The organism is Pseudarthrobacter sp. J1763 (assembly GCF_050490295.1).
In the GTDB taxonomy this organism is placed as follows: Bacteria; Actinomycetota; Actinomycetes; order Actinomycetales; family Micrococcaceae; genus JBNPEO01.
This window is the reverse complement of the sequence record NZ_JBNPEN010000002.1, coordinates 272,510-294,856: the sequence shown is the minus strand read 5'-3', so window position 1 is coordinate 294,856 and position 22,347 is coordinate 272,510. Positions and strand designations below refer to the sequence as shown.

At 57.8% G+C, this 22,347-nt stretch carries 15 protein-coding genes and 1 tRNA gene; 4 read left to right on the top strand and 12 right to left on the bottom strand.

Translation table 11 applies throughout. The features are described from left to right. Nucleotides 1-128 precede the first annotated feature (128 nt). The 7 genes from ACQQCD_RS03325 to ACQQCD_RS03295 form a co-directional block, all read right to left on the bottom strand. Entirely contained in the window at nucleotides 129-2,900 is a 2,772-nt protein-coding gene (locus tag ACQQCD_RS03325) for a LuxR C-terminal-related transcriptional regulator (RefSeq protein ID WP_430266969.1), read from the bottom strand. After that, entirely contained in the window at nucleotides 2,884-5,619 is a 2,736-nt protein-coding gene (locus ACQQCD_RS03320) for a LuxR C-terminal-related transcriptional regulator (RefSeq protein ID WP_430266968.1), read from the bottom strand. The genes ACQQCD_RS03325 and ACQQCD_RS03320 overlap by 17 nt, the downstream gene beginning before the upstream one ends. Before the next feature lie 151 nt (nucleotides 5,620-5,770). After that, complete coding sequence (gene pth / locus ACQQCD_RS03315; RefSeq protein WP_430266967.1) at nucleotides 5,771-6,352, bottom strand: aminoacyl-tRNA hydrolase; 582 nt, start codon at nucleotides 6,350-6,352, stop codon at nucleotides 5,771-5,773. A gap of 127 nt (nucleotides 6,353-6,479) precedes the next feature. After that, nucleotides 6,480-7,094 (bottom strand): 50S ribosomal protein L25/general stress protein Ctc, encoded by a 615-nt coding sequence (locus tag ACQQCD_RS03310; RefSeq protein ID WP_430266966.1) that lies wholly within the window; start codon nucleotides 7,092-7,094, stop codon nucleotides 6,480-6,482. 306 nt (nucleotides 7,095-7,400) lie between these two features. Next, nucleotides 7,401-8,381, bottom strand: a complete 981-nt coding sequence (locus ACQQCD_RS03305; RefSeq protein ID WP_430266965.1) for a ribose-phosphate diphosphokinase — start codon at nucleotides 8,379-8,381, stop codon at nucleotides 7,401-7,403. A gap of 2 nt (nucleotides 8,382-8,383) precedes the next feature. Further along, nucleotides 8,384-9,856 carry a bifunctional UDP-N-acetylglucosamine diphosphorylase/glucosamine-1-phosphate N-acetyltransferase GlmU gene (gene glmU / locus ACQQCD_RS03300; RefSeq protein ID WP_430266964.1) on the bottom strand — a complete coding sequence of 491 codons (1,473 nt, stop codon included), beginning with the start codon at nucleotides 9,854-9,856 and terminating at the stop codon, nucleotides 8,384-8,386. Between the two features lie 138 nt (nucleotides 9,857-9,994). Then, a tRNA-Gln gene (locus tag ACQQCD_RS03295) sits at nucleotides 9,995-10,066 on the bottom strand. A 170-nt stretch (nucleotides 10,067-10,236) separates the two neighbouring features. Here ACQQCD_RS03295 and ACQQCD_RS03290 point away from each other — a divergent pair. Beyond that, the gene (locus ACQQCD_RS03290) at nucleotides 10,237-10,836 is read left to right on the top strand and encodes a TetR/AcrR family transcriptional regulator (protein WP_430267038.1); all 600 of its coding nucleotides are present in this window, start codon (nucleotides 10,237-10,239) and stop codon (nucleotides 10,834-10,836) included. Nucleotides 10,837-10,967: 131 nt separating this feature from the next. Here the strand turns inward: ACQQCD_RS03290 and ACQQCD_RS03285 are convergent, their stop codons facing one another. From ACQQCD_RS03285 to ACQQCD_RS03265, 5 genes are all read right to left on the bottom strand, one after another. Then, complete coding sequence (locus tag ACQQCD_RS03285) at nucleotides 10,968-12,803, bottom strand: ABC-F family ATP-binding cassette domain-containing protein (RefSeq protein ID WP_430266963.1); 1,836 nt, start codon at nucleotides 12,801-12,803, stop codon at nucleotides 10,968-10,970. Between the two features lie 73 nt (nucleotides 12,804-12,876). Continuing rightward, on the bottom strand, nucleotides 12,877-13,839 hold the full coding sequence (locus tag ACQQCD_RS03280; protein ID WP_430266962.1) for a 4-(cytidine 5'-diphospho)-2-C-methyl-D-erythritol kinase: 963 nt from the start codon (nucleotides 13,837-13,839) through the stop codon (nucleotides 12,877-12,879). 9 nt (nucleotides 13,840-13,848) lie between these two features. Then, nucleotides 13,849-14,742, bottom strand: coding sequence for a 16S rRNA (adenine(1518)-N(6)/adenine(1519)-N(6))-dimethyltransferase RsmA (gene rsmA / locus ACQQCD_RS03275; RefSeq protein WP_430267037.1), 894 nt, complete (start codon nucleotides 14,740-14,742; stop codon nucleotides 13,849-13,851). A 146-nt stretch (nucleotides 14,743-14,888) separates the two neighbouring features. After that, on the bottom strand, nucleotides 14,889-16,058 hold the full coding sequence (locus ACQQCD_RS03270) for a transglycosylase family protein (protein ID WP_430266961.1): 1,170 nt from the start codon (nucleotides 16,056-16,058) through the stop codon (nucleotides 14,889-14,891). A 363-nt stretch (nucleotides 16,059-16,421) separates the two neighbouring features. Then, nucleotides 16,422-17,381 carry a TatD family hydrolase gene (locus ACQQCD_RS03265; protein ID WP_430266960.1) on the bottom strand — a complete coding sequence of 320 codons (960 nt, stop codon included), beginning with the start codon at nucleotides 17,379-17,381 and terminating at the stop codon, nucleotides 16,422-16,424. A 102-nt stretch (nucleotides 17,382-17,483) separates the two neighbouring features. On the opposite strand from ACQQCD_RS03265, the gene ACQQCD_RS03260 reads away from it, so the two are divergent. From ACQQCD_RS03260 to ACQQCD_RS03250, 3 genes are read left to right on the top strand one after another with little or no spacing between them, the layout of a single operon-like run. Continuing rightward, nucleotides 17,484-18,536 carry an AAA family ATPase gene (locus ACQQCD_RS03260; RefSeq protein ID WP_430266959.1) on the top strand — a complete coding sequence of 351 codons (1,053 nt, stop codon included), beginning with the start codon at nucleotides 17,484-17,486 and terminating at the stop codon, nucleotides 18,534-18,536. 14 nt (nucleotides 18,537-18,550) lie between these two features. Then, a complete protein-coding gene (locus ACQQCD_RS03255; protein WP_430266958.1) occupies nucleotides 18,551-19,909 on the top strand; it encodes a DUF58 domain-containing protein in 1,359 nt (452 codons plus the stop codon). Further along, complete coding sequence (locus ACQQCD_RS03250; RefSeq protein WP_430266957.1) at nucleotides 19,906-22,281, top strand: transglutaminase TgpA family protein; 2,376 nt, start codon at nucleotides 19,906-19,908, stop codon at nucleotides 22,279-22,281. Before ACQQCD_RS03255 ends, ACQQCD_RS03250 begins: the two co-directional genes overlap by 4 nt. Nucleotides 22,282-22,347: the final 66 nt, after the last annotated feature.

Genomic DNA, 22,347 nt, shown 5'->3' with positions numbered 1-22,347 from the left:
TGCCCCATAAGTAGCTAAGCAGGGAGGTGCGGGCTTGCGCACCAGTAGTCAGTACTCGCATTTGCTGAGAACCACTACGCGCAGGACGGGTGGGACGCTAAGGCAGCAAGGTAATGGCTCCTCATTCGTCAGTGAATTTGGTGCTCTTCCAGATGGGCCAAGTACTCCCGCCCGGGTATATCGAGTTTGATGTAGGAGCGGTACAGGTGCCCCTCAACGGTTCGGACAGACAGTTGGAGCTCCTGGGCAATGTCCCTGTCGCTGAGACCTTGACGGGCTAGGGAAATTACCAACTTCTCGCGCTTTGTTAAGGCTGTAGGTGCGCTGGCCTCCGGCCGGATGGCAGCAAGGCCAGAACGTGCCCACTGACGTGCTTCTCGGTTGGAGCCGGTCCCTAGCTCGTTGAGGACTTCGGCATATGCACCGGCGGCCAGCCCGTCGAGTCCGGCTCGCTGGAGGCTCGCGGCTGCCGTTAACAGTCCGTCAGTATTGCCTGTGGCCAGCGCTGCACTGTAGCCGTGCAGAGCCTGCGCCCAAGGGCCTTCGACCTCGGCAGTTAGGGCCACAAAACGCTGCGTTTCGCTCCGATCGCCCAAGTCCATGACAAGGTCTAGTGCCATCATTTCCAGCATCCCTGCACCTTTGCTCCTCGCTTCCGCAGCCAGGCCGAGTAGCAATGACAGTCCGTCCCCGTTTGTGCCGTAATTTGATGGATCGTTTCCCAAAATATCGCTAGCCAGCGAATCCTTGTTCTGCGCCGATACGATGTACTCGCGTGCGGCCGCCGCAAAGGCATTAGCCATGAATCGCAGTAGATAAACTCCTTTGCTACTATCTCGCTGGTGTTCGGCGAGCAAGTTGCTTGCACGTTGCAGTTGACCATCACGGGCTGCACAATAGGCTGCCAGCCCAGCACACACACCAAAAATTTGCCGCGGATCCAAAACCCGGAGCGCTTCCATCCCGGTTTCTAAGATTTCCAAGGCCTCTGGGAAGCTACCGCGGCGGACTGCAATAAACCCTCTGATCGTGTAGTCCCCTCCGCTAAGCGCTGCTGACACGCCAGCTGTAGACGCGAAGTAGCCCTCTACTTGCGCTGTGGCAGCATCCCAGTGGCCAGCAAAAAGCGCACAAATAATGCTCCTTAGGGCAATCCATTCGTGCAATACGAATGCTTCGTGGTGATAATTCTCCAAAAGCGCGATTGCTTCGGCAGCCGCTGCCTGTCCTTTGACTGGGGCGCCCTGCGCGCATAGCCGTTCCGCATCAAGGGCACACAGCAAAGCCTGATTGAGGATGTCATCGGGCGAGTCATTATCCGTTCCCAACTCCGCTCCTGATCCGCCCAGGATTCTAGACATTCCGGCATAGTCGCCAGATAAGGACTGCCCCATCATTTCTATTACGCTGGCTCGGCCTTCAATCACTAGATCCGAGACACCATCCGCCCCGCTGTTACTCCCCGATTCACGCAATGCTGCCGCATCCGCCGCTAACTGCGCTGGGGCTTGACCTAGGGCCATACGAATCCCGGCCCGCAGCAAACTATTAAACATTGTTGGCCGATGTTGTGGATTATTTGCCACTGACATTCTGGGCCCCCCGTAACCCAAAAATGCCCACGCTTCACCAAAACTGCCAAGGTTGAAATACGCACGAGCTAGCACTGCACTAGTTTCTGAGGAAAGTTCGTGGTTCCGGACTGCTGGGGCCAGACGGACGGCTTGTTCAGACTCGAAGAGATTGCAAGCAATAACCGCTGCTCGCAATATCAGCTCGTCAGGAACTTCCGAACCACTGTCCAGAGCCCAGGTAACGCGACGCACTAAGCCCATTTCCCCGCCACCGTCGTAACCGGCATGTAAGCGGAAGCGACGATGCCAGTTCAGACTTCGCGCACGTGAAGTTGTCCTACGCAGGAGCTCGCCGATCACTGGAATGGTGAGCTTTATTAGCGGCGCAGGTTTTCCTTGTCCGACGTACACGGATTCCGCTGTTGTGGAAATGAAACCGATTTCCGCGAGTCTGCGCGTCTCGCGTTCGCCCGTAAGCGCCTCAATCAGGTGCCGTTCCACAGGTTCGGCGAGGGCAACAAGTTCAAGACACTCGCGCTCGGAAGGTGTGAGGTCACGAAGGTAACGTTCGACGACGGTAGCCAGTTTGGGTGGACGGATCCCCGTAATGCCCTGATTGAGCCATATGCCGCGACGTTTTTCGAGTTCCCCGGACGCTTGAGCCTCCTCCACGAGGGCTTTGAGAAACAGAGGATTTCCGTTGCTTTCGGCGTACATTTGTTGCGCTGTGCTTCGCAAAACCGGACCACCCAGGAGGGTTTGACAGAATTCCTGTGCGTCCTTTTTGCTCAAGGGGTGCAGGTCAAAACGTTCAGCGGCACCGTCGATCCAAAAACGCAGTAGCGGGCCAGGAATGCCGGGATATGGCGAAGCGCTGGCAACCAATTTTGCCCAACCTGCCCGGACTATATGAGCCAAAATTTCAGCGCTCGAGGGGTCCAAGGTGTGGGCGTCGTCTACCAGGATCAACGCTGGCTCCACGTTCGGGTCCCCCAGTCCTAGCTGTTCGCGCAGTGCGCGTAACACCGACTGCGGCAGCTCCAGATCCTCTGGTGTCAGGCCAAGCAGGAATGGTGCCAGCGCGCCGTACTCCACAGTGGACAGGCTTGTAGTGGCTCGAACGTCCACGATATGTCTGCCGACGCTTGGCTTGCGGTTGAGTTGATTTAGCAGGCTTGTGGCGCCTAACCCCGGAGATCCCACAAGGAAAACAGCCCAGCAGTGCGGTGAGCTGATCGCTGCTGTTACCCCTGCTAGGACACCGCTGTAATCGTGCCATTGTTCGCTCGGCATCTGTGCCACGGCTAAGTCACCAGTTTCCAGCATCACCAAGTCCACTTCGTGAGGTGATGCCTAGCTTAGTGAACACTTGATACAGGTGTCCTTCAACGGTGCGAATCGAAACTTCAAGGTGGGTGGCAACCTCTTTGTTGCTCATCCCTTGGGCAGCCAAGCGAGCCACTTGCCGTTCGCGTTCAGTAAGCTCTGGTCCCTGGCTATGGGGGGACAAGGGAAGTCCGGGCAGCCGCGGTGTAAGAGCATCTAGCCGACGCTGTGCTTGTTTGGCCGTGGTGGTGTCTCCGGAGGCCAAGGCTACGTCCAGTGCCAGCACCACGCAACGGGATTCCACCACGTCGAGCCTCAGCTCGGCAGCGATTCCAGCAGCTCTCATCAGCGCTCCGGCGTCCTTATGGCGGCTACCTTCTGCCACCAATGCATTCACGCGGGCCATCCGGCCCTGACGCTGAGTTGAAACACTTTGGAGAAGTGCTAGCTCGGCGTCGCTTCCCTGAACGGTGGCTCCAAATAGGGACATGGATGCCGTGACCATCCGGCCCGCCGTTATGTCCTCGTTCGCGGAGTCTATAAGCAATTGTTTGGCACCCGGGTCTCGCAACCATCGGCGCGCCATCTGGACGCAGAACCCGGCCGTCCATTGGGCAAGCCAGCCCTTTGGTTCTGTTTGTAAGGAAGCCTGTTCAAGGAACGAGCGGGCCTCGCGGACATCACCAGCTTGGGCATAGGCGAAGGCTAGTGCCGATAGCGAGAGACCGTAGGAGGATCCGCGAACTCCTTCTGCTAACAAGGCATTTGCAGCACGCAGTACATCGATCGCTCGATCAATCCGGCCTGCGTAGGTGTACACCAACCCCAGGGCCAGCTCGGTCTCACCGCCGCGCTCGAAGGTGAGCGTTGATTGGCTGTCCATAAACGTCTTCAGCCCGTCAAGACATTCCGTCCACTCTCCGGACCACAGCAGGCCGGTGTACACGGCGTTCTCACGCCATCGGCGAACGTAGGGCGGTAGATCAGAAGCATTGACTCTTGCTTTGATGTCATTGGCTAGGGCTACGCCGTCAATTTCGCGGCCCACAATAGTCCAGCAATACGCCAATAAACTTGCGCATCCAAGGCCAAAGTCGCTCGTGCCGTGCTTCTGGAAGCCTTCTTCGAGCAGTGGCACTGCCTGGGCAAGGCCACCGCGGTGGACGAGATATTGCAACTTAGCGAGCCGGATCATCAATAATGCTTGATCACGTGCGCGCGAATCGCCGCCATTTCGTGGATCGGCCGGATCCCCTAGCCGCGTTTCAGCGGCCATCAGCGCACTGTCTACTCGAGCGTAGCCGCCGTCAATTTCTAACAGTGCGCTGCACAGATCCAAGACATGTCTGCCGTAGGCCAGCGGTGGCGCGGAATCTAGTCGTTCGCGAGAAACCTCATCCAGGGCAATGACGGCACCTCGGTAGTCCCCAAGCGTTCCGTAAGCTCGAGCGCGCTCTAGCGCCGCACCGAGCCATTCCGGATTTTTTTGGGTGATCTGCTCAGTACACGCAATCGCCAATGTTGGATGGAACAGGGAATTAGCAGCTTGGGCTGCCTTGAGCGCAAAACGTGATGATAGCGACTCGCCGCATTCCAAAGTCCATTCCGCGAAGCTCATCAGCTCCGCCGGCGTTGCTGATTCACTGATGCCAGCAAGTACGTTGGAGACCTTGCTGTACAAGGATCTACGCTGCCATGAGTCCATCCATCCGCGGATTGCCACGCCTATATACGGTTCGTAAAGTGTTACCCACGCCCGTCCGTCGTCCACAATGCTCAGCAAACCGGAGCGTTCCATCACTGAAACCGTTGCTGGACCCACAAGTTTGAGCAAGTCGGAAACCGGCGCCCGCCGGCGTAAGGACAACCATTCGAGGGCCTCACGCACATCCTCCGGTTCCTCGGCAAGCCGGCTTCGAACCAGTTCATCCAGCGGTCCATCAGGATGCGCGATGACGGGAGCGCGCAAGACCCACACAGCACCGGCCAAATACAAGTTGTTACAGTTCAGTTGCTCCACGACCATCGCTTGCAGCGCCAAAGGGCTTCCACCGCTGGCGTGAGAAAATATTGTGATTGCTGTGCGAGAAACGGGGGCTCCCAACACGGCTGAGAGCAACGCTGAAATTTCGTCAGATTCCAAAGGTGCGAACTTGAGCTCCTGTAGGAGCCCATCCTTGTAAAGATCCACCAGATCCAGTGGTAAGTGGGCAAGCTCTTGAACGCAGGCCACTAGCTTTGCCGAACCGCCCAGTAGCAAGCGCATCACCACTGCCGTGCTTAGGTCATCCATGTCTTGGACGTCCTCCACAATCAACAACACAGGGCTGCCGGCCGCGTCACTGAGGATCATGTGGGCTAGTGCTGCAACCACATCCCGGTGCGAGTCCGAGGCGTCTGGAAGCCTAGCTAAAAGGTGCGAAACTTGTGAAAAATGCGGCAGCCATCGGGAGTCCGCGCCCGAAAGGTGCACAACGTGGGTGGTCCCGGAGAGTTCAGTCGCTAGGGTCCTCGCGAAAACCGATTTCCCCATCCCGGGTCCGCCACGAATCACAACGCCAAAGTGCTCATCACTGATGCTCAGGGTTTGGATTGTCTGTTCCAGCGCAGCTTTTCGGGCAAGGGAAGTCCATTGCCGACGATCAGCCATGCCTAATGTGGGCAAGGACGTCGGAATCATCCCTATGGGGATGGTGCCCTGCACGTGCCGCAAATCCATCACGCCGCCTTCTGAGCCCACCCCCCCAAGTGGGGCGCCCTCCACGGCCAGGGTCCGTGTTCTCGGCAGCCGGACACTAATCATGCCCGGTCAGGTGGCGCTTGAAGCTTAAACTACCACAGGCCGCTGAACCAAACAATGGATGTTTGTCTCAAACGCTTCCGTGAAATTTTTGCTGTGCGGCGAGTAGACCCTCACGGACTAGAAGGTCCACGGCGTCTGCCGCAGTGTCGATCAGGAAAGGCAGCTCTTTGCGCTCCGTTGAGGAGAAGTCTTTGAGGACGTAGTCGGCGGTGTCCATACGGCCTGGCGGGCGGCCCACTCCAACGCGCACACGCAAATATTCCTTTGTTGCCAATGCTTTCGAGATGTCTCGCAGACCGTTATGACCTCCCTCTCCCCCACCGAGTTTGAGCTTGAGGCTAGCGAAGGGGATGTCGATCTCGTCGTGAACCGCCACCACGTTCTCAGGGGCCACGTCGTAAAAGCGCGCCAGTGCCGAGGTAGCGCCACCAGAGAGGTTCATGTAGCTCATCGGCTTGGCTAGAACCACTCGTGGGCCGCCAATACCTAGCCTGCCCTCAACTACTTGAGCCCGGGCCTTGTGTATTTTAAAGGAGCCGCCGATTCGCCCGGCTAGCTCGTCCAATACCATTTGACCCACATTGTGGCGATTGCCTGCATACTCGGGCCCAGGATTTCCAAGGCCCACAACAAGCCACTTGTCAGTCATACGTTCCATCCTAGGTGTGTGCTCACGGCAGTCCTTGCCTCACGGGCAGCCCTGCCGTACAAAAACCTCCGGCCGGGACTGTGTCAGTCCCGGCCGGAGGTGGTGAATCAGTGTGCGTTGGGCAGAATTACCCTGCTGCAGCCTCTTCAGTAGCCTCAACAGGTGCTGCAACTTCTTCAGCTGCCTCATCTGCTTCGGCCTCGTTGTCAACCTCTTCAGAGACATTGACAATCAGGGTCTCAGCGTCAGCCAAAAGTTCTGACCCCTTCGGCAGAACCAAGTCCGAAGCGTAAACGTGCTCTCCAGCCTTACGGCCTTCGATGTCTACCTCAATGGCGGTCGGCAAGTGGGTTGCCTCAGCTTCGAGGGAAATGGTCATTGCTTCCTGGTTAGCTACAGCACCCGGAGCAACTTCACCGGTAACGTGTACAGGAACGTCAACGGTAACCTTCTCGCCGAGCTTAACGGTCAAGAGGTCGATGTGCTCGATGATCTGCTTGATCGGGTCGCGCTGAACATCCTTAACCAAGGCGAGGTGCTTTTCACCGTTGATGTCCAAATGAAGCAGGGCGTTAGCTGCGCGCACGGCCAAGGTGGTTGCGCGGCCGGGCAGGTTTACGTGCAACGGCTCAGCACCGTGACCGTAGATAACGGCCGGGATGAGGCCGGCGGTACGTGCACGACGTGCGTAGCCCTTACCAAATTCGGTGCGAAGCTGTGCTTCAAGCTTGATGTCAGCCATGTGGCTCTCCTTGAGTTACTGGGCCGCGCGAGCAGAAATCTTCAAAAGGTTATTTCGAAGCAGCTCTTGTGGTGCGACGTTGGTTGTTCAGCAAGGGCGGAGGTCTGTATGCGACCTTCTACGCCGGCCAGATTGTGGCTGCTTGAAGGAGTTTCAGACCCAGTCGATCACGGAGACTAGTACCGGATTGCTCCGAACTTCTCCCTCGCCAAGGTATCGAGTAAATCCTACCAGCTCTACCGCATCCCCCAAAAACGAGGCAGGGCCCCAGCATTTACGCTGAGACCCTGCCGGAACAACAATTGTTTAGGCGGCGCCGTCGAACAGGCTCGTCACCGAACCGTCGTCGAACACTTCGCGAATCGCGCGGGCGATCAACGGTGCAATAGAAAGCACTGTCAGCTGCGGGAAACGCTTATCAGCGTCAATGGGCAAGGTATTGGTGACCACTACTTCACGGGCGCCGGACTCCGCGAGACGTTTAGCTGCAGGATCCGAGAACACAGCGTGCGTGCAAGCGATAATAACGTCTTTGGCTCCGGCATCCTTGAGTACCTTTACAGCGCCGGAGATGGTTCCACCGGTGTCGATCATGTCATCAATCAGCACACAGGTACGGCCTTCGATCTGACCAACAACGGTCTTGGAAACGGCCTGGTTAGGGACGGTAAGGTCGCGACTCTTGTGCACAAACGCCAGCGGAGCGCCACCCAAACGCTCGGCCCATTGCTCCGCAACACGGACACGTCCAGTGTCAGGGGAAACCACCGTGACGTTGTCAGCGCCCACCTTGGTACGGATGTAGTCAGCCAAGAGCGGGATAGCCATAAGGTGATCAACGGGGCCGTCAAAAAAGCCCTGGATCTGTGAGGTATGCAGGTCAACACTCATAATGCGATCAGCACCAGCGGTCTTGTACAGGTCTGCAACCAAGCGGGCAGAAATAGGCTCGCGACCCCGGCCCTTTTTGTCCTGACGAGCGTAAGGGTAGAACGGTGAAACAACAGTGATGCGCTTGGCAGAGGCACGTTTGAGGGAGTCAATCATAATCAACTGCTCCATCAGCCAGTTGTTCATCGGTGCCGGGTGGGCCTGAATCACAAACACGTCGGTTCCGCGCACGCTCTCGCCTGCGCGTACGTAGATCTCACCATTAGCGAAGTCGTAGGCATCGATGGGAAGCAACTCGGTGCCCAGTTCTTGAGCGATCTCGCGAGCGAGTTCGGGATGGGCCCGGCCGCTTGCCAGAACCATCGTCTTCTCGCCAGTAGCGGTAATTTCAGACATCTTTAGTTGCCCTCTTCCGTTGAATCGCCCTGCATAGATGTTTCTTGTGCACTACTGGCCAATTGTGCCGATTCCGATTCCGGTCGGTTGGCAATCACCCAGCCCTCGAAATTACGCTGCGGCGCCACATTCACACTCAGCGCACCGGCCGCAACGTCCTTGCGAATAACTGTTCCGGCACCACTGTAAGCGCCGTCTCCAACAGTTACCGGTGCCACAAAGACGGTATTAGAACCTGTCCGCACGCCCGAGCCGATGACAGTGCGATGCTTTTTCTCGCCGTCGTAATTAGCTGTGATGTTTCCGCAGCCAATATTGGTGTTTTCGCCAATTTCAGCGTCTCCGGCGTAGCCCAAATGCGAAAGTTTGGACCCTCGGCCAATAGTGACGTTCTTTGTTTCGTAGAAGGCGCCGATTTTGCCAACCTCACCCAACACGGTGCCAGGCCGAAGGTACGTGAAGGGCCCCACTGAAGCGCCTGCGCCAATCTGCGAGCCACTTCCGTGAGTGCGTGTCACCTTTGCACCCTGACCGATCTGAACGTCGGTCAGCGTGGAATCGGGGCCAACGACGGCGTCCCGGGACACCGTGGTGGTGCCGTGAAGTTGCGTGTTGGGCAAGATTCGAACGTCCTCTTCAAGACGAACTGTTGAATCAATCCATGTGGTGTTGGGGTCAACAACCGTAACGCCCTGACGCATCCAAGCTTCAACAGTACGGCGATTCAATTCGGCACCCAAGGCAGAGAGCTGGACACGGTCATTGGCGCCTTCAACCTGCCAGCGATCCGTGGTGACAACAGCGGCCACACGCCCATCAGCCTCACGGGCCAAGCCAAGAACATCAGTCAAGTACTTCTCGCCCTGAACGTTTTCCGTGGTGATCTTTTTGAGCGCCTCACGCAAAATTGCCGCATCAAAAGCGTAAATTCCGGAGTTGACCTCCGTGATGGCTCGCTCAGCTTCCGAAGCATCTTTGTGCTCCCGAATACCCACAACAGAATCATCTTCGGCCCGGAGAATTCGTCCGTACCCAGTAGCGTCCTCAAGAACCGCCGACAACACCGTAACGGCGTTACCGTCAGTGTTGTGAGTAGCAACCAATTCTTGCAAAAGCTCACTCGTCAGGAGCGGAACGTCGCCATAGGTAACCACCACTGTGCCTTCAAGGGGAGCGTTGGCGTCAAGCGCGTCAAGCGCAACTTCAACGGCACGGCCAGTGCCGGGAATGTCATCCTGATCAACGATCAAGGCATCAGGGGAAATTTTACTTAAGTGTTCAGCAACGCGGTCGCGTTCATGGCGAACCACCACAGCCAATGCTTCAGGATTGATTCCCCGTGCTGCGTTGATAGCGTGGCCCACCATAGACAGGCCACCGATTTCATGCAGGATCTTGGGGGTTCGCGATTTCATCCGCGTACCGGCGCCGGCGGCGAGGACAATAACAGCGGCAGCACCGGATTCGGTGGTCATCACGGATAAAGCTCCTAGCTCAAGAGGTTCGTTTAGCTTTCCGGCGTAGCTTCACCACTACCGAAATCAAGCAACACGACCATCTTATCCCGCACCGAACCCGGACTAATCCCGGCCACATCCGGCATAGCATGTTCGTTCCGCCCATAGGATTCGAACCTATACTCCACGGCTCCAAAGGCCGGGGTGCTGCCATTACACCAGAGCGGAATGTGTGCAGTGAAAGCGCTTGGCCTCCGCACACAGGAATATAGTTTGCCATGCCGGAGGCACTGATTGCGACTCGCCCTCTTTGAATGGGGCATGATTGAAGGGTGAGCACCAACAATCCACGGCCCCCAGCACCTTCCACGGCCGGTGTTCAGGCCCGCCGTGTTCGTATGACGGCAAGCCAAAGACGCTCGCAATTAATTGAAATTGGGCGAGGACTTTTTGCCGCTCGGGGCCTCGATGGCACCACCATTGAAGAGATTGCGGCTACAGCCGGGGTGTCCAAACCTGTCATCTACGAACACTTCGGATCCAAAGAAGGCCTCTACACCCAAGTGGTGGAACACGAGTTCCGCATCCTGCTCAGCAGCATCACCGATTCTCTCTCGGCCGAAGACAAACCGCGGGCTCTCTTGGAACGCGCGGCGCTTGCACTGCTGAGCTACATCGAAGAACGAACCGACGGTTTCCGGATCCTGATGCGGGACGCTCCCCCGTCGCAACCTGAAGGTGCGTTCTCCACCCTGCTGTCCGTGATTACGGCGCGCGTGGAATACATCCTTTCGGACGAATTCGCCCGACGCGGCTTCAGCTCAGACGACGGCGCCATGTACGCCCAAATGCTCGTGGGCATGGTGGCGATGACTGGCCAATGGTGGCTGGACTCACGGCGCCCAGACAAACGCGAAGTTGCCGCGCACCTAGTGAACCTGGCCTGGAACGGTCTCACCGGGCTGCAGAAGGATCCGCAGTTGCACCTCGAGGACTAGGGCTTGGCGTTCGACGGCGGGTGGTTAGGACCGGCGGTAGCTGGTGCCACTCCTCCGTGTGCTCGCTCGTTCCTCGCTTAGACGCACACTTCCGGAGGACACCGGCTACCGCCTTGTTGCGGCCCGCGTTCTTACTCGCCGAGGATTTCGGCGGCTTCCATCCACTCGAGTTCGAAGCCTTCTTTGTCTCGCTGCAGCTCCTGAAGCTTGGCGTTGGCCTCTGACAGGGCTTTTGCGTTGCCGGACTCTGATGCACTGGCCAGTTGGGCATGGAACTTTTCTTCCTGCTGGGCGAGTTTGCCCAACTGGCGCTCAAGCCGGTTCAACGCCTTGCGGGCGTCGCGTTTCTGCGACTCTGAGGGGCCCGCGGGAGCGGAATCCTTGGCGTTCGCATTTTTGGACGCAGAAGCTCCGTTGGTTCCCGTGGCAGAACTCAGCGCTGCTTCACGCAGTTCCAAGTACTGGTCAACACCGCCGGGAAGACCGCGCAGTTGTCCATCGCCGAGCAGCGCCAACTGGTGATCGGTCACTCGTTCCAAAAGGTACCGATCGTGGCTGACCACTACCAGCGTCCCGGGCCAACCATCCAGAACATCTTCCACGGCGGCAAGGGTGTCAGTGTCGAGGTCGTTAGTGGGCTCATCGAGCATCAAAACGTTGGGCTCACCCACCAAGAGTCTCAGCAATTGCAAACGACGACGCTCACCACCGGAGAGGTCCCGGACCGGGATCCACTGCTTTTCCTTGCTGAAGCCCAATTGCTCCACGAGTTGACCGGCACTGAGGTCCTTGCCACCAACGCTGAATGTCCGTTTCTCACGTTCAATCACCTCAACCACACGCAAGTCAGCAAGCTCATCGAGCTCTTTGACCTCCTGAGTCAGAACAGCTGTGACAACGGTTTTGCCCTTTTTGAGGCGACCGGACGTTGGTGCTACCTCGCCGTTGAGCATCTTGAGCAGCGTCGTTTTACCGGCGCCATTAACCCCGACAATGCCTAAGCGCTCACCCGGCGCCAAACGAAGGGTGATGTTCTCAAAAAGCGGTTTTCCGGCGTCGTTAGAACCGGGCGCCGCTAGACGGGTAAGCGAAACGTTTTCGAGGTCCAGAACGTCTTTTCCGAGGCGCGCAGTGGCCATTTTGTTCAGCGCCAGGGAATCACGGGGCTCGGGAACGTCCGCGATCAGTTCGTTCGCCGCTTCGATCCGAAATTTAGGTTTCGCAGTACGTGCCGGCGCACCGCGGCGCAACCACGCAAGTTCCTTTTTCACCAGCTGCTGGCGTTTATTTTCGACGACGGCGGCCATCCGGTCACGCTCGACGCGCGCCAAAACATAGGCGGCGTATCCGCCGTCGAACGGGTCAACAATGCCGTCGTGAACTTCCCACGTGAAGTTACACACTTCATCGAGGAACCACCGGTCGTGAGTAACCACCAAGAACGCGCCTTGGTCAGCACGCCAACGTGTCTTGAGGTGACGAGCCAGCCAAGCAACACCCTCAACGTCGAGGTGGTTAGTTGGCTCATCAAGCATAATCACGTCGTGATCTTCAATGAGCAACTTGGCCAGAGCAACACGACGCTTTTGGCCACCGGAGAGTGTGTGGACGTTCGCGTGCCAATCCACGTCCTCAACCAGGCCACCCATAATTTCGCGAATGCGCGGGTTGGAAGCCCATTCGTGATCCGCTTGATCCCCCACGATGGCGGCGCCCACTGTCAATTCGCCGTCTAGGACGTCACTCTGGTCCAGGTAACCAACGTTGACGTCTCTACGCTTGGTTACACGGCCAGAATCGGGGGTGCTGCGTTGAGCAAGCAGGCGCATCAGCGTTGATTTACCATCGCCGTTACGCCCCACCATGCCAATCCGGTCGCCCTCTTCAAGGCCCAGAGTGACCCCGTCCAAGATGGTTCGGGTTGCAAAGGATACGGCGAGGTTTTCGCCGCCGAGCAGGTGTGCCACAACTACCACTTTCCACAATCGCTGGGCGACGGATCAGATTCCGGGCCCCCTCTACGGTACCGGAGCAATCGCCTCAGCCGCGCTGGGTGTCGCTGAGAATTCGCGCGCCATGAACTGGACCGTGTACGGCTTGGGCGTCCATGCCGGCATGACGCAAGCGTTCTGCCATTTCCAAAGCATCCCCGCGGCCCGGCATCAAGAGTGCAACAGTGGGGCCAGAACCTGAGACAATCCCAGCCAATGCGCCCCATGACTCCCCCAAACCGATGGTCTCTTTGAGCTGCGGGGCCAAAGAAATCGCTGCCCGTTGCATGTCATTTACTAACACTTGACTCAGCGCTTGAGGATCGGCGGCCCGCACGGCTTGGACTATTGCCGCATCAACTTCATGTGGCGGTTCTACGTCCCGTCCTTCGCTCGCCCGCAGCCTGTCCAGCTCGGCAAACACAGCGGGAGTGGACAAACCAAAACCTGCACCCACCAGCACCCATTCCAGCGGTTCCTTAGCTAGAGCGGGCGTGAGTTTATCGCCGACGCCCAGCCCAACTGCAGCCCCACCCAAAAGCGCAAAGGGAACATCTGCGCCCAGTTCCGCAGCCAGCTCAGCGAGTTCTTCCCGTGAGAGACCCACATTCCATAGTGTGTTGCACGCCAAGAGCGCAGCTGCCGCATCCGCTGAGCCGCCACCCATACCTCCTGCAACCGGGACGCGTTTGAGGATATCCAGGTGCACCCCAGTGGATTCCGTTGATACCTCCGCCATCAGTACGGCAGCACGGTAGGCAAGGTTCCGCTCGTCGAGTGGAATGTCCACACCATCCAAGTCCAGGGTGCTAGCCGGATTGATCGAGACCGTAATCTGATCCGAGGCCGTAGCAGTCGCTGTCACTTCCTCATACAGGGAAACAGCCAAGTAAACGCTTGCCACCGAGTGGTAGCCATCGTCACGAAGCGGACCAACTTTGAGCGAGACGTTTACTTTCCCAGGCGCTCGCACGCTAACGCTTCGTCCCACGACGCTCAGGTTTTTATTCATTCTTTGAGGTTATGCTTCAAGCGGCAATTTGGCTTCAGCGATCCGGGCAAAAGCGTTGATGTCAATGACTTCGCCACGAGCACTCGGATCTACCCCGGCAGCTACTAAATACCGTTCGGCTTCTGCTCCGCCGCCGGCCCAACCGGAGAGCGCAGCGCGTAAGGTTTTGCGGCGCTGGGCAAAGGCCGCATCAATCACGGCAAAAACTTCCTTGCGGGTTGCACGGGTCTCGGGTGGAGTTCCGCGAACGAATTCAACCAGGCCAGAGTGGATTTTGGGGGCTGGCCAGAAAACGTTCATCCCAATCACTCCGGCTTTACGCATGTTCCCGTACCACGCAGCTTTGACCGAAGGGACTCCGTAAATCTTTGAGCCCGGGCCGGCGGCAAGCCTGTCTGCTACCTCGTCCTGGACCATCACCAAGCCATGCTGAATGGAAGGGAAGTGCTCCAGCAAGTGGAGCACCACTGGCACCGCAACGTTGTAAGGGAGGTTCGCGACTACTGCTGTTGGTGGCCCCGGAAGCTCTGTGACCTTCATAGCGTCGGAGAGAATAAGTTCAAAATTCTTGGCTGCTTCGGGACGCCACTTAGCTACCGTCTCGGGGAGTTTATTGGCCAGAACTGGGTCAATCTCAACGGCTACCACCGCTGCGGCTGCGTCCAACAAGCCCAGGGTGAGTGAGCCCAAGCCCGGACCAACTTCAAGGACCGTCTCCGCTGGATCTATCTTGGCGGCAGCCACAATTCGACGAATGGTGTTCCCATCAATCACAAAGTTTTGACCCAATGTCTTTGTGGGCCGGACACCTAGCTCTTCGGCAAGACGACGAATATCCGCAGCTCCGAACAGCGGAGCCGGCGCAACAGTCTTCGGGACGGAGTTCGTAGCGGGATCCGGGATGGCTTCAGTCACCTAGGTATCGTATCGTCTCCCCACAAAATGGGCCGTCAGCGGTGACTAAACAGAAGTGGGCCGGACCAACCGGCCCGGCCCACTGCTCTCATCGCTATTCAATGTTCGGTTTGCACCGAACTATGAGGAGCTATTTAGGCTCCAGCAGCCCAACCACAGCCCCACGGGGACAGACCACGCTGAGCGTAAACGCGGTTAGCAATGTCGATCTGCTGCGCCTTGGTGGCCATAGCTGCGTTTGGGGCGTAGGCGCCGCCACCGGCACCAAGCCACGTACCGATGTCGAACTGCAGACCACCGTAGTAGCCGTTGCCGGTGTTGATGGACCAGTTGCCAGTGGATTCACACTGCGCAATCCGGTCCCACATGGCCTCATTCATCATGGCCGGAGCAGCAGCACCACTGTTGCTGCTGGCTGCAACTGCTGCCGCAACCTGAGGCTTGGGCTTGGACTTGGTGCCAACGGTGACCTGCTCGGCAACCGGCTTGGTGATCATTTTCTGCGTCAAGAGTGTGCGGCTGACTTCTTTACCATCAACCAGAACAAGCTTGTAGACCTTGGTGAGTTTTCCGGGGACACCTTCAACGGTGACTTCTTCCTCGCCCTTGTACAACTCACTGCTGTAGCTCTTGACAGTCTGGAAGTCCACAGCCTCATCCACGTTGGCACGCTTGGTGGTGTCAACACGGGCAACCTTGATCACCATATTGTTCACCACTGCGGCACGCATCGGTTGGGAGCTGGTGTCATCGGAGTCGAGTTTTACTCCGGCGTCTGAGAGAACTTTGCTAACTAGCGTGGCGGTGGTGACGCGCTTGGTGGTTTTGCCATCCGCCACAATGGCGACGTTCTTCGGCGTCGAAATGGTGACTACGGTGCCGCTAACGGCGAGCTCCATGTCCTTGGGAACCGAGATGGCCGAGGCAGTTGATACACCGAGCTCGGTCACTAGACCTTCAACATTGCGTGAAGTGGTCTGCACGTTCCGGGACGTACCATCCAAGCTGACTTTGACCTGTTTGGCGAGGTTCACGTTGATGACTGTGCCGTTACTGACGGTGGAGTCCAATGCAGGGCTCACGCGGTCGGCGGCTTTCAGCTCAACTTTTGCGTTCTTTACAACTTGTTCAACGGTGCCGCCGAACGTTTGAACAGAACTGACTTTTCCATCAACGCTGATGGTGACGGTTTTGTTGTTACCAACAAACGCCACGATGCCCAAAACGAGTGCGCAAAGCACTACTACTTGGGTTCCTACCTTGAGGAAACTGAATTTTCCGTTCGTTGCAAAGAACTTAACCATGATTGCCCATAACTCTGAAAGCGTCCGGGCACGGGGATAAGCACAGTGGTATCGCTGCGGCACGTTCAGGATCTACCGCAAGGGCTTTCCTGGTGCGCCGTCTCGAAAGATGTGCTGCCTTACTCCACAACTTGGCCCCACCCGTGGCAGGCACTTTTGGACGAATTTCTAGATGAATCTAGTCAGCATCTGGCGGGCGCGCGGGGCAGTTCAAGCAGGAGTAAATAATCCGAAGGCCTTCCCCGACCCCGGCTATTTGTTATCCACTGTAACCGAAGCGTTATAAAGCGGCCAAGAAAACACCATACTAAGTATGCATTGGTGGAGGATCGTGTCCCCTCTCCAAGACTTCTTCAGATGGCGTTACTCCCAGCTTCCGTAAGCTTTTTCGGTGTTATCACAGAGCAACTGCCCCAGCTCGGAAAGCTCAATTCCTGTCAATTCCGCCATGCCGCGAACCGTGTAGGGAATCATGTAGCTCGCGTTGGGCTGACCCCGGTACGGGTGCGGCGTCAAAAATGGCGAGTCGGTTTCCACCATAATCAATTCGCGCTCAGCCACCGCCAATCCTTCGCGAATACCAGCGGCGTTTTTGAAGGTCACAGTGCCGGCGAAGGACATAAACCAGCCGTTCTCATTACAAATCTTGGCCAGCTCAGCGTCGGCGGAGAAGCAGTGGAAAATGACCCTCTCCGGCGCCCCTTCTTCTTTGAGAACTTTGACTACTTCACTGTGGGCATCGCGATCATGGATTTGGAGTGCCAAGCCAAGACGCTTTGCAATGTCAATGTGCCGCCGGAATGAGTACCTCTGCTGAGCCAAGTCCTCGTCTCCATCGGTACGGAAAAAGTCCAGCCCGGTTTCTCCTATGGCCCTAATCCTGGGGTGTTGGGCCATTTCTTCAATCTCGGCGAGCGCACTTTCCAGTTCGCCGCGTGCCGCATACCGTGGCGCATCGTTAGGGTGAATCGCCACGGCGCCCAGAAGCCGCGCGTCGGCGTTTACCGCTTCTACCGTGAACCGGGACGATTCAAGGTCACAACCCACCTGAACCACAGCTTTAACGCCCACGGATTCGGCAACGTCCATCGCCTCGGGTGCGCTGACCTCAACCAAGCCATCACGGAAGTTGAAGTGGGTGTGGTTGTCAATGACGGCAACCGGCAAAGGCGCCGGCGCCGGCGGATATTCAAGCTTGCGTTTTGAGCCAGAGGAACTTTGCTTGGGGCGCACACCGGAAACGTCGGGGTCCTGATCACCAACGGGGGCACTCTGCGCGTCAGCAGGCAATTGGTACGGGCTCGGCGTTGAAGAATTGCACATGCCTTAACCCTAGGGCCACGAATGACTATGGCCACAGCCACTAAGTCAGTAGTCTGAAGGGAAATGTCTAACCCGTGAGTTACATCACTCGAAAGGACACCGATGGAAACCCCCTCGCGTGCCATGGCCCCATCCCCTTTGCCTGCACACGAGGCAAATGTGGACCGCCCAGACATCAGCGAAGCTACCGAAGCCGCTGGGAACCACTTTCACGACTCCGCTTCACGGATCTTGGCTGCCATCAACTCGGTGATTGACGGCAAGCCCGAAGCCGCAAGGCTGGCCCTCACCGTTCTTTTGGGGCAGGGGCATCTCCTCTTGGAAGACGTCCCTGGTGTGGGCAAAACAATGCTCGCTAAATCTCTAGCTCGCAGCATCGATTGCTCGGTCAACCGCATCCAGTTCACCCCAGACTTACTCCCTTCTGACGTCACCGGAGTCTCGATCTATAACCAGGCTTCGAATGAATTCGAGTTCCGGCCAGGCGCCGTTTTTGCCAACATCGTGATTGGGGACGAGATCAATCGCGCATCAGCGAAAACCCAATCCGCACTTCTGGAGTGCATGGAGGAACATCAAGTCACCGTTGACGGACATTCCTACACCCTGGGTGAGCCTTTTATGGTGGTGGCTACGCAGAACCCCATCGAAATGGAAGGAACCTATCCCCTTCCAGAGGCACAACGGGATCGGTTTATGGCACGTATCTCCATGGGCTATCCAGACAAGGCCGCGGAGTTGCAGATGTTGGAAACCCACCAGTCGTCCTCACCTCTGGAGCGCATCTCCCCGGTGGTCCATAGCGGCGATATCGCCCGCATGATCGCCACCGTAAAAAATGTTTATGCTTCGGCCACCGTCAAGGATTACATCGTGGAGTTGGCCCGTGCCACACGTGAGAGTCCGCAGCTGCGCTTGGGTGCAAGCCCACGCGCCATGCTGCATGTTCTGCGCTCTGCCAAGGCAACTGCTGCCCTTGAAGGGCGGGACTTTGTGCTTCCGGACGACGTCGTCAAAGTCGCCGAATCCGTATTAGCGCACCGTTTGATCCTAGAACGGAAGGCTACCAGTGCTGGCGAGAGCGCTGTCACGGTTCTTCGATCCATCCTGAACCACTTGCCTGTGATCGAGGTAGATCATGATCGAAGTAAGTGATCCCGGCACTCCACATGGCTAGGCCAATCAGAGAACTGTTCACGTCAAGGGGCTGGGGGCTACTCGCCGCTGGCGGTGTAGCGTTGCTTGCCGCCGGGGTGATGGGCCGCCGTGACCTGCTTTATGTGGCGGTGCTTTTGCTGGTAATGCCGTTAATCTCCTTGGCTAGTGTGCGTTGGGCGAAACCCAATTTCGCCATCCAGCGCGACTTCCGCCCCGGCATGGCAGACACCAACACCACCGCCACCATCACCTTGTCTGTATCCCGGTTGGTTCCGGGCGGTGCACGGGTGGTGATGAAAGAGCAGCTGCCAAGAAATTTTGGTCAGTCGCCGAGCTTTTCTTACCCTTCTCGTTCGGCTCGTGGAGCGCGCACCAGCGGCTACGAATACCGGCTGCGTTCCGCACAGCGGGGACAGTTCTTGATTGGCCCAGTGAGCGCTGAATTCGCGGACCCCTTTGGTTTGTCCATGCATCGACTCGACTTGGACGCCGGTGAGTTGCTCACTGTGACCCCGGCCGCCGTCGAACTTCCATCCCTGAACCTTAACGGCGCACGTGGCAACGAAGGGCTCGCACCAACTCAGGCCCGTGCGAATCCCAGCGACGACGACGTAATGACGCGCGAATACCGGCACGGGGACCCGATGCGACGCGTCCACTGGGCCGCCACCGCCCGCCACGGTAAGTTGATGGTCCGGCAAGAGGAATCGGTGACGGCCGCTGAAGCCACACTGATTTTTGACCAGCGCCACAGTGCCTTTGCCACCAGCAAGAACGACGACGCCACCTTGGCGCGACTCGAAACCTTTGAATGGGCGGTTGTGGCGATGATGTCACTAAGTGCTCACCTGATAGCCCGCCAATACGCTCTTCGTGTTCTCACCCCTAACGGCGCCGCCGGGTTCAAAACCTCCACCTCGGCTCCAGATCCGCTCGCTGAAGAATTCAGCGGGGCCGCAGGATTAGCCACGATTGCCGAGTCATTAGCTGCAATCACCGTGAGCAGCACAACGGGATCCGGCCCGGCGGGTTATGGCAGCGGAGTCCAGCAAACTACCAGCCCGGATTTTGGCGAGGGCCTCTACAATCGGGTGGCTGCCCACCGGATGCGCGGACCCCTCGTTGCCGTGTTGGGCCGCCTCAGTGTGGAGGAAGCCCATCGTCTAGCAGAACTTGCGGGTGTGAGTACCTTGACCGCGGCCATTATTGTGGCCGAACGTCCAGAAGAGTTCGGCGAGGCGGCGACGGTTCTCCGCCTAGCCGGTTGGCGTGTTGCCTTGGCCAGCCCCGCATCTTTGTTGCCCGCGGTATGGAGCGAAGTGGACCAGTGGCAAACCGCGCTCCCCACTGCCTCCGGTGGCCAGGCATGAACCAGACCCGCACCAAACCCGGCGTCTACCCATGGGCCATGGCGGGTGCTATAGCTTTGGCTATTTTGGGCTGCTCGCTCTCCCTCAATGGAGTCATGCGGGGGTGGACATGGTTTATGCCCGTAGCAACAGTGGTAATGATTCTCAGCTGCGTGCTAGCTCTCACCCGAACCCTGCGCTTTTCGCCGCTGCTCACGAGCCTGAGCGCTTTTGTGGCGCTCGCTTTGACGCTAACAAGCATATTCTTCCGCCAGCACAGCATTCTGGGGCTGATTCCCACCGCCGAAACTTTCACCGAAGTTGGCAGGCTACTCAGCAGGGCCGGGTCCACGGTTGTCAACGAGAATGCACCGGTTGTACCCAACGCTGGCATAGTTCTTGTGACGTGTACGGTCTTGGGCCTGATGGTCATCTTGGTGGACGCTCTGGCCGTCCCTCTGGCCATGCCGGCCACCAGCGGCTTAGCTTTGATAGCAATTTTGGTGGTGCCGGCCATGCTCAAACCCCTCGGTGTGGGCTGGTTGGGATTTATCGCAGGGAGCTGCGGTTACCTTTTGATTCTTGCGGTTGGCCAGTGGTTCGCACCGAAGGCAGCGATGGAGGCGGAAAGCCCCCGCGCCTCGGGGCACTTTGGCCGAGCAAGCGCTGCCGCAGCCGCAGCCTTGGTCCTGACTCTTGCCGTCCCTTTAGCAATCCCGGGCTTCACCGAGGGCGCCTTTCCTCAAGGTTCGCGCCTGGCACAGTGGGGCAAACCCAATGGACTGAACCCGATGATCTCTTTAGGTTCATCGCTGCGATCCCCCAGCGGCGGCGGGCAAATTACTTACGCCACTGATTCGGCCTCGCCGCTCTATTTGCGTTCCACCACCATTGATTCCTTTAGCGGTGACACATGGGGACCGGATGATCGGAACTCAAGCCGACGTACCAGCCTCGAATCGATCGACCCACCCGTCTACCAGGCAGGCCTGGAAATTTCCCAATCTCTCACAAGCATCAACACCGGCAATTTTGTCAGCCCATACCTGCCCGCACCCTACCCACCCTCAAAAGTCAGTGGCCTGCGGGGCGATTGGACGTGGGATCCGGAGACACTTACGGCCAAGGGCCAAGGAACCAACACCGAGAATCAGCGATACCTCGTGGAAAGCACAGCGCCAAAAATCACGGCTGCCCATTTGAACACCGCTTCCACTGAAAACCGCGATCTTCCAGCGATATTCACCCAACTACCCTCGGGAATTCCGGCGGTTGTATCCAGGACGGCTGAAACGCTAGGGAGATCGGCCAGCACACCCTTCGCGAAAGCCCTTGCCATTCAAAACTTTTTGCGGGGGCCAGAGTTCAGTTACTCCCTCGATGCACCGGTGCAAGGGGGCTATGACGGCACGGGCTTGGATGTTCTGGGTGAGTTCTTGACCAAAAAAAGTGGATACTGTGTCCACTTTTCCTCAGCGATGGCCGTGATGGCTAGGCTGCTTGGCATCCCCAGCCGGATTGCAGTGGGCTATGCACCGGGGCGGCTCACCGGAAACAAGGTGACGCTCTCTGGCCAAGATCCCTTTGCCGAATATGCCGTAGATGCCCGTGATGCTCACGCTTGGCCAGAATTGTACTTTGAGGGTGTTGGTTGGGTTCCCTTTGAGCCGACCCCTTCGCGCGGGGTGGTTCCGGACTACACCGTTGGGGCGTCAGCTAGTGCTTCCACCAACCAAGACGAAAACAATGACGGCTTGATTAATGATCCACGGCCAACAACCACTGCGAGCGCTGCAACTCCGGTTCCAAGCACCACACCCACCGTGGCGGCAGGAGCCCCTAGCCAAAAAACCGATCCAAGCACGTGGTTGATCGCTATTGGGGTGTTTTTGGCGGCCGTTTTGCTAGCCCTTACACCGCGCCTGGTGAGAGAACGACGGCGTTCGCGTCGCCTCCGGGGGCCTGCCGACGAACTGGCCGACGCCTCTGCTTTGAGTGCGGCGTTGGCTATTAGTGCTTGGCATGAGCTTGAAGATTTGGGTCACGATTTTGGTATTCCGCGTGCTGCTCATGAGACGCCACGAGTTTATTCTGGGCGCTTGCGCGGCTCGGGACTATTGGGGGACGGCTCCAACATTGATGCCCCCGCTCACCGGGCTGTCCAAGCCATCAACCAAGACTTTGAACGCGCCACTTACGGCCGCGTGAGCACCCTTGACGGGCTTAGCAACACCGAAGCGAACCGGGCGCAGACTGTTCGCGAGACTCTGCTCACTCATGTACCTCTGGGAGTGAGGTGGCGCGCTCAGTGGCTACCGCCGTCGACCTTTGCTCACTGGGCAGCGGTGCTGAGACACCCTGTCAACGCCGCCAGAAGTTACTGGCGGCGTTGACAGGGCTAGTACCACTGGGTTGGTGTCACTGGGTTGGTGTCACTGTCCTGGATGGGGCAGCGACTG

Coding starts and splice junctions, on each gene's coding strand:
- ACQQCD_RS03325 (WP_430266969.1), bottom strand. CDS start 2,900: ATGCTGGAAACTGGTGACTTAGCCGTGGCACAGATGCCGAGCGAACAA.
- ACQQCD_RS03320 (WP_430266968.1), bottom strand. CDS start 5,619: ATGGATTTGCGGCACGTGCAGGGCACCATCCCCATAGGGATGATTCCG.
- pth (WP_430266967.1), bottom strand. CDS start 6,352: ATGACTGACAAGTGGCTTGTTGTGGGCCTTGGAAATCCTGGGCCCGAG.
- ACQQCD_RS03310 (WP_430266966.1), bottom strand. CDS start 7,094: ATGGCTGACATCAAGCTTGAAGCACAGCTTCGCACCGAATTTGGTAAG.
- ACQQCD_RS03305 (WP_430266965.1), bottom strand. CDS start 8,381: ATGTCTGAAATTACCGCTACTGGCGAGAAGACGATGGTTCTGGCAAGC.
- glmU (WP_430266964.1), bottom strand. CDS start 9,856: ATGACCACCGAATCCGGTGCTGCCGCTGTTATTGTCCTCGCCGCCGGC.
- ACQQCD_RS03290 (WP_430267038.1), top strand. CDS start 10,237: ATGACGGCAAGCCAAAGACGCTCGCAATTAATTGAAATTGGGCGAGGA.
- ACQQCD_RS03280 (WP_430266962.1), bottom strand. CDS start 13,839: ATGAATAAAAACCTGAGCGTCGTGGGACGAAGCGTTAGCGTGCGAGCG.
- ACQQCD_RS03270 (WP_430266961.1), bottom strand. CDS start 16,058: ATGGTTAAGTTCTTTGCAACGAACGGAAAATTCAGTTTCCTCAAGGTA.
- ACQQCD_RS03265 (WP_430266960.1), bottom strand. CDS start 17,381: ATGTGCAATTCTTCAACGCCGAGCCCGTACCAATTGCCTGCTGACGCG.
- ACQQCD_RS03260 (WP_430266959.1), top strand. CDS start 17,484: ATGGAAACCCCCTCGCGTGCCATGGCCCCATCCCCTTTGCCTGCACAC.
- ACQQCD_RS03255 (WP_430266958.1), top strand. CDS start 18,551: ATGGCTAGGCCAATCAGAGAACTGTTCACGTCAAGGGGCTGGGGGCTA.
- ACQQCD_RS03250 (WP_430266957.1), top strand. CDS start 19,906: ATGAACCAGACCCGCACCAAACCCGGCGTCTACCCATGGGCCATGGCG.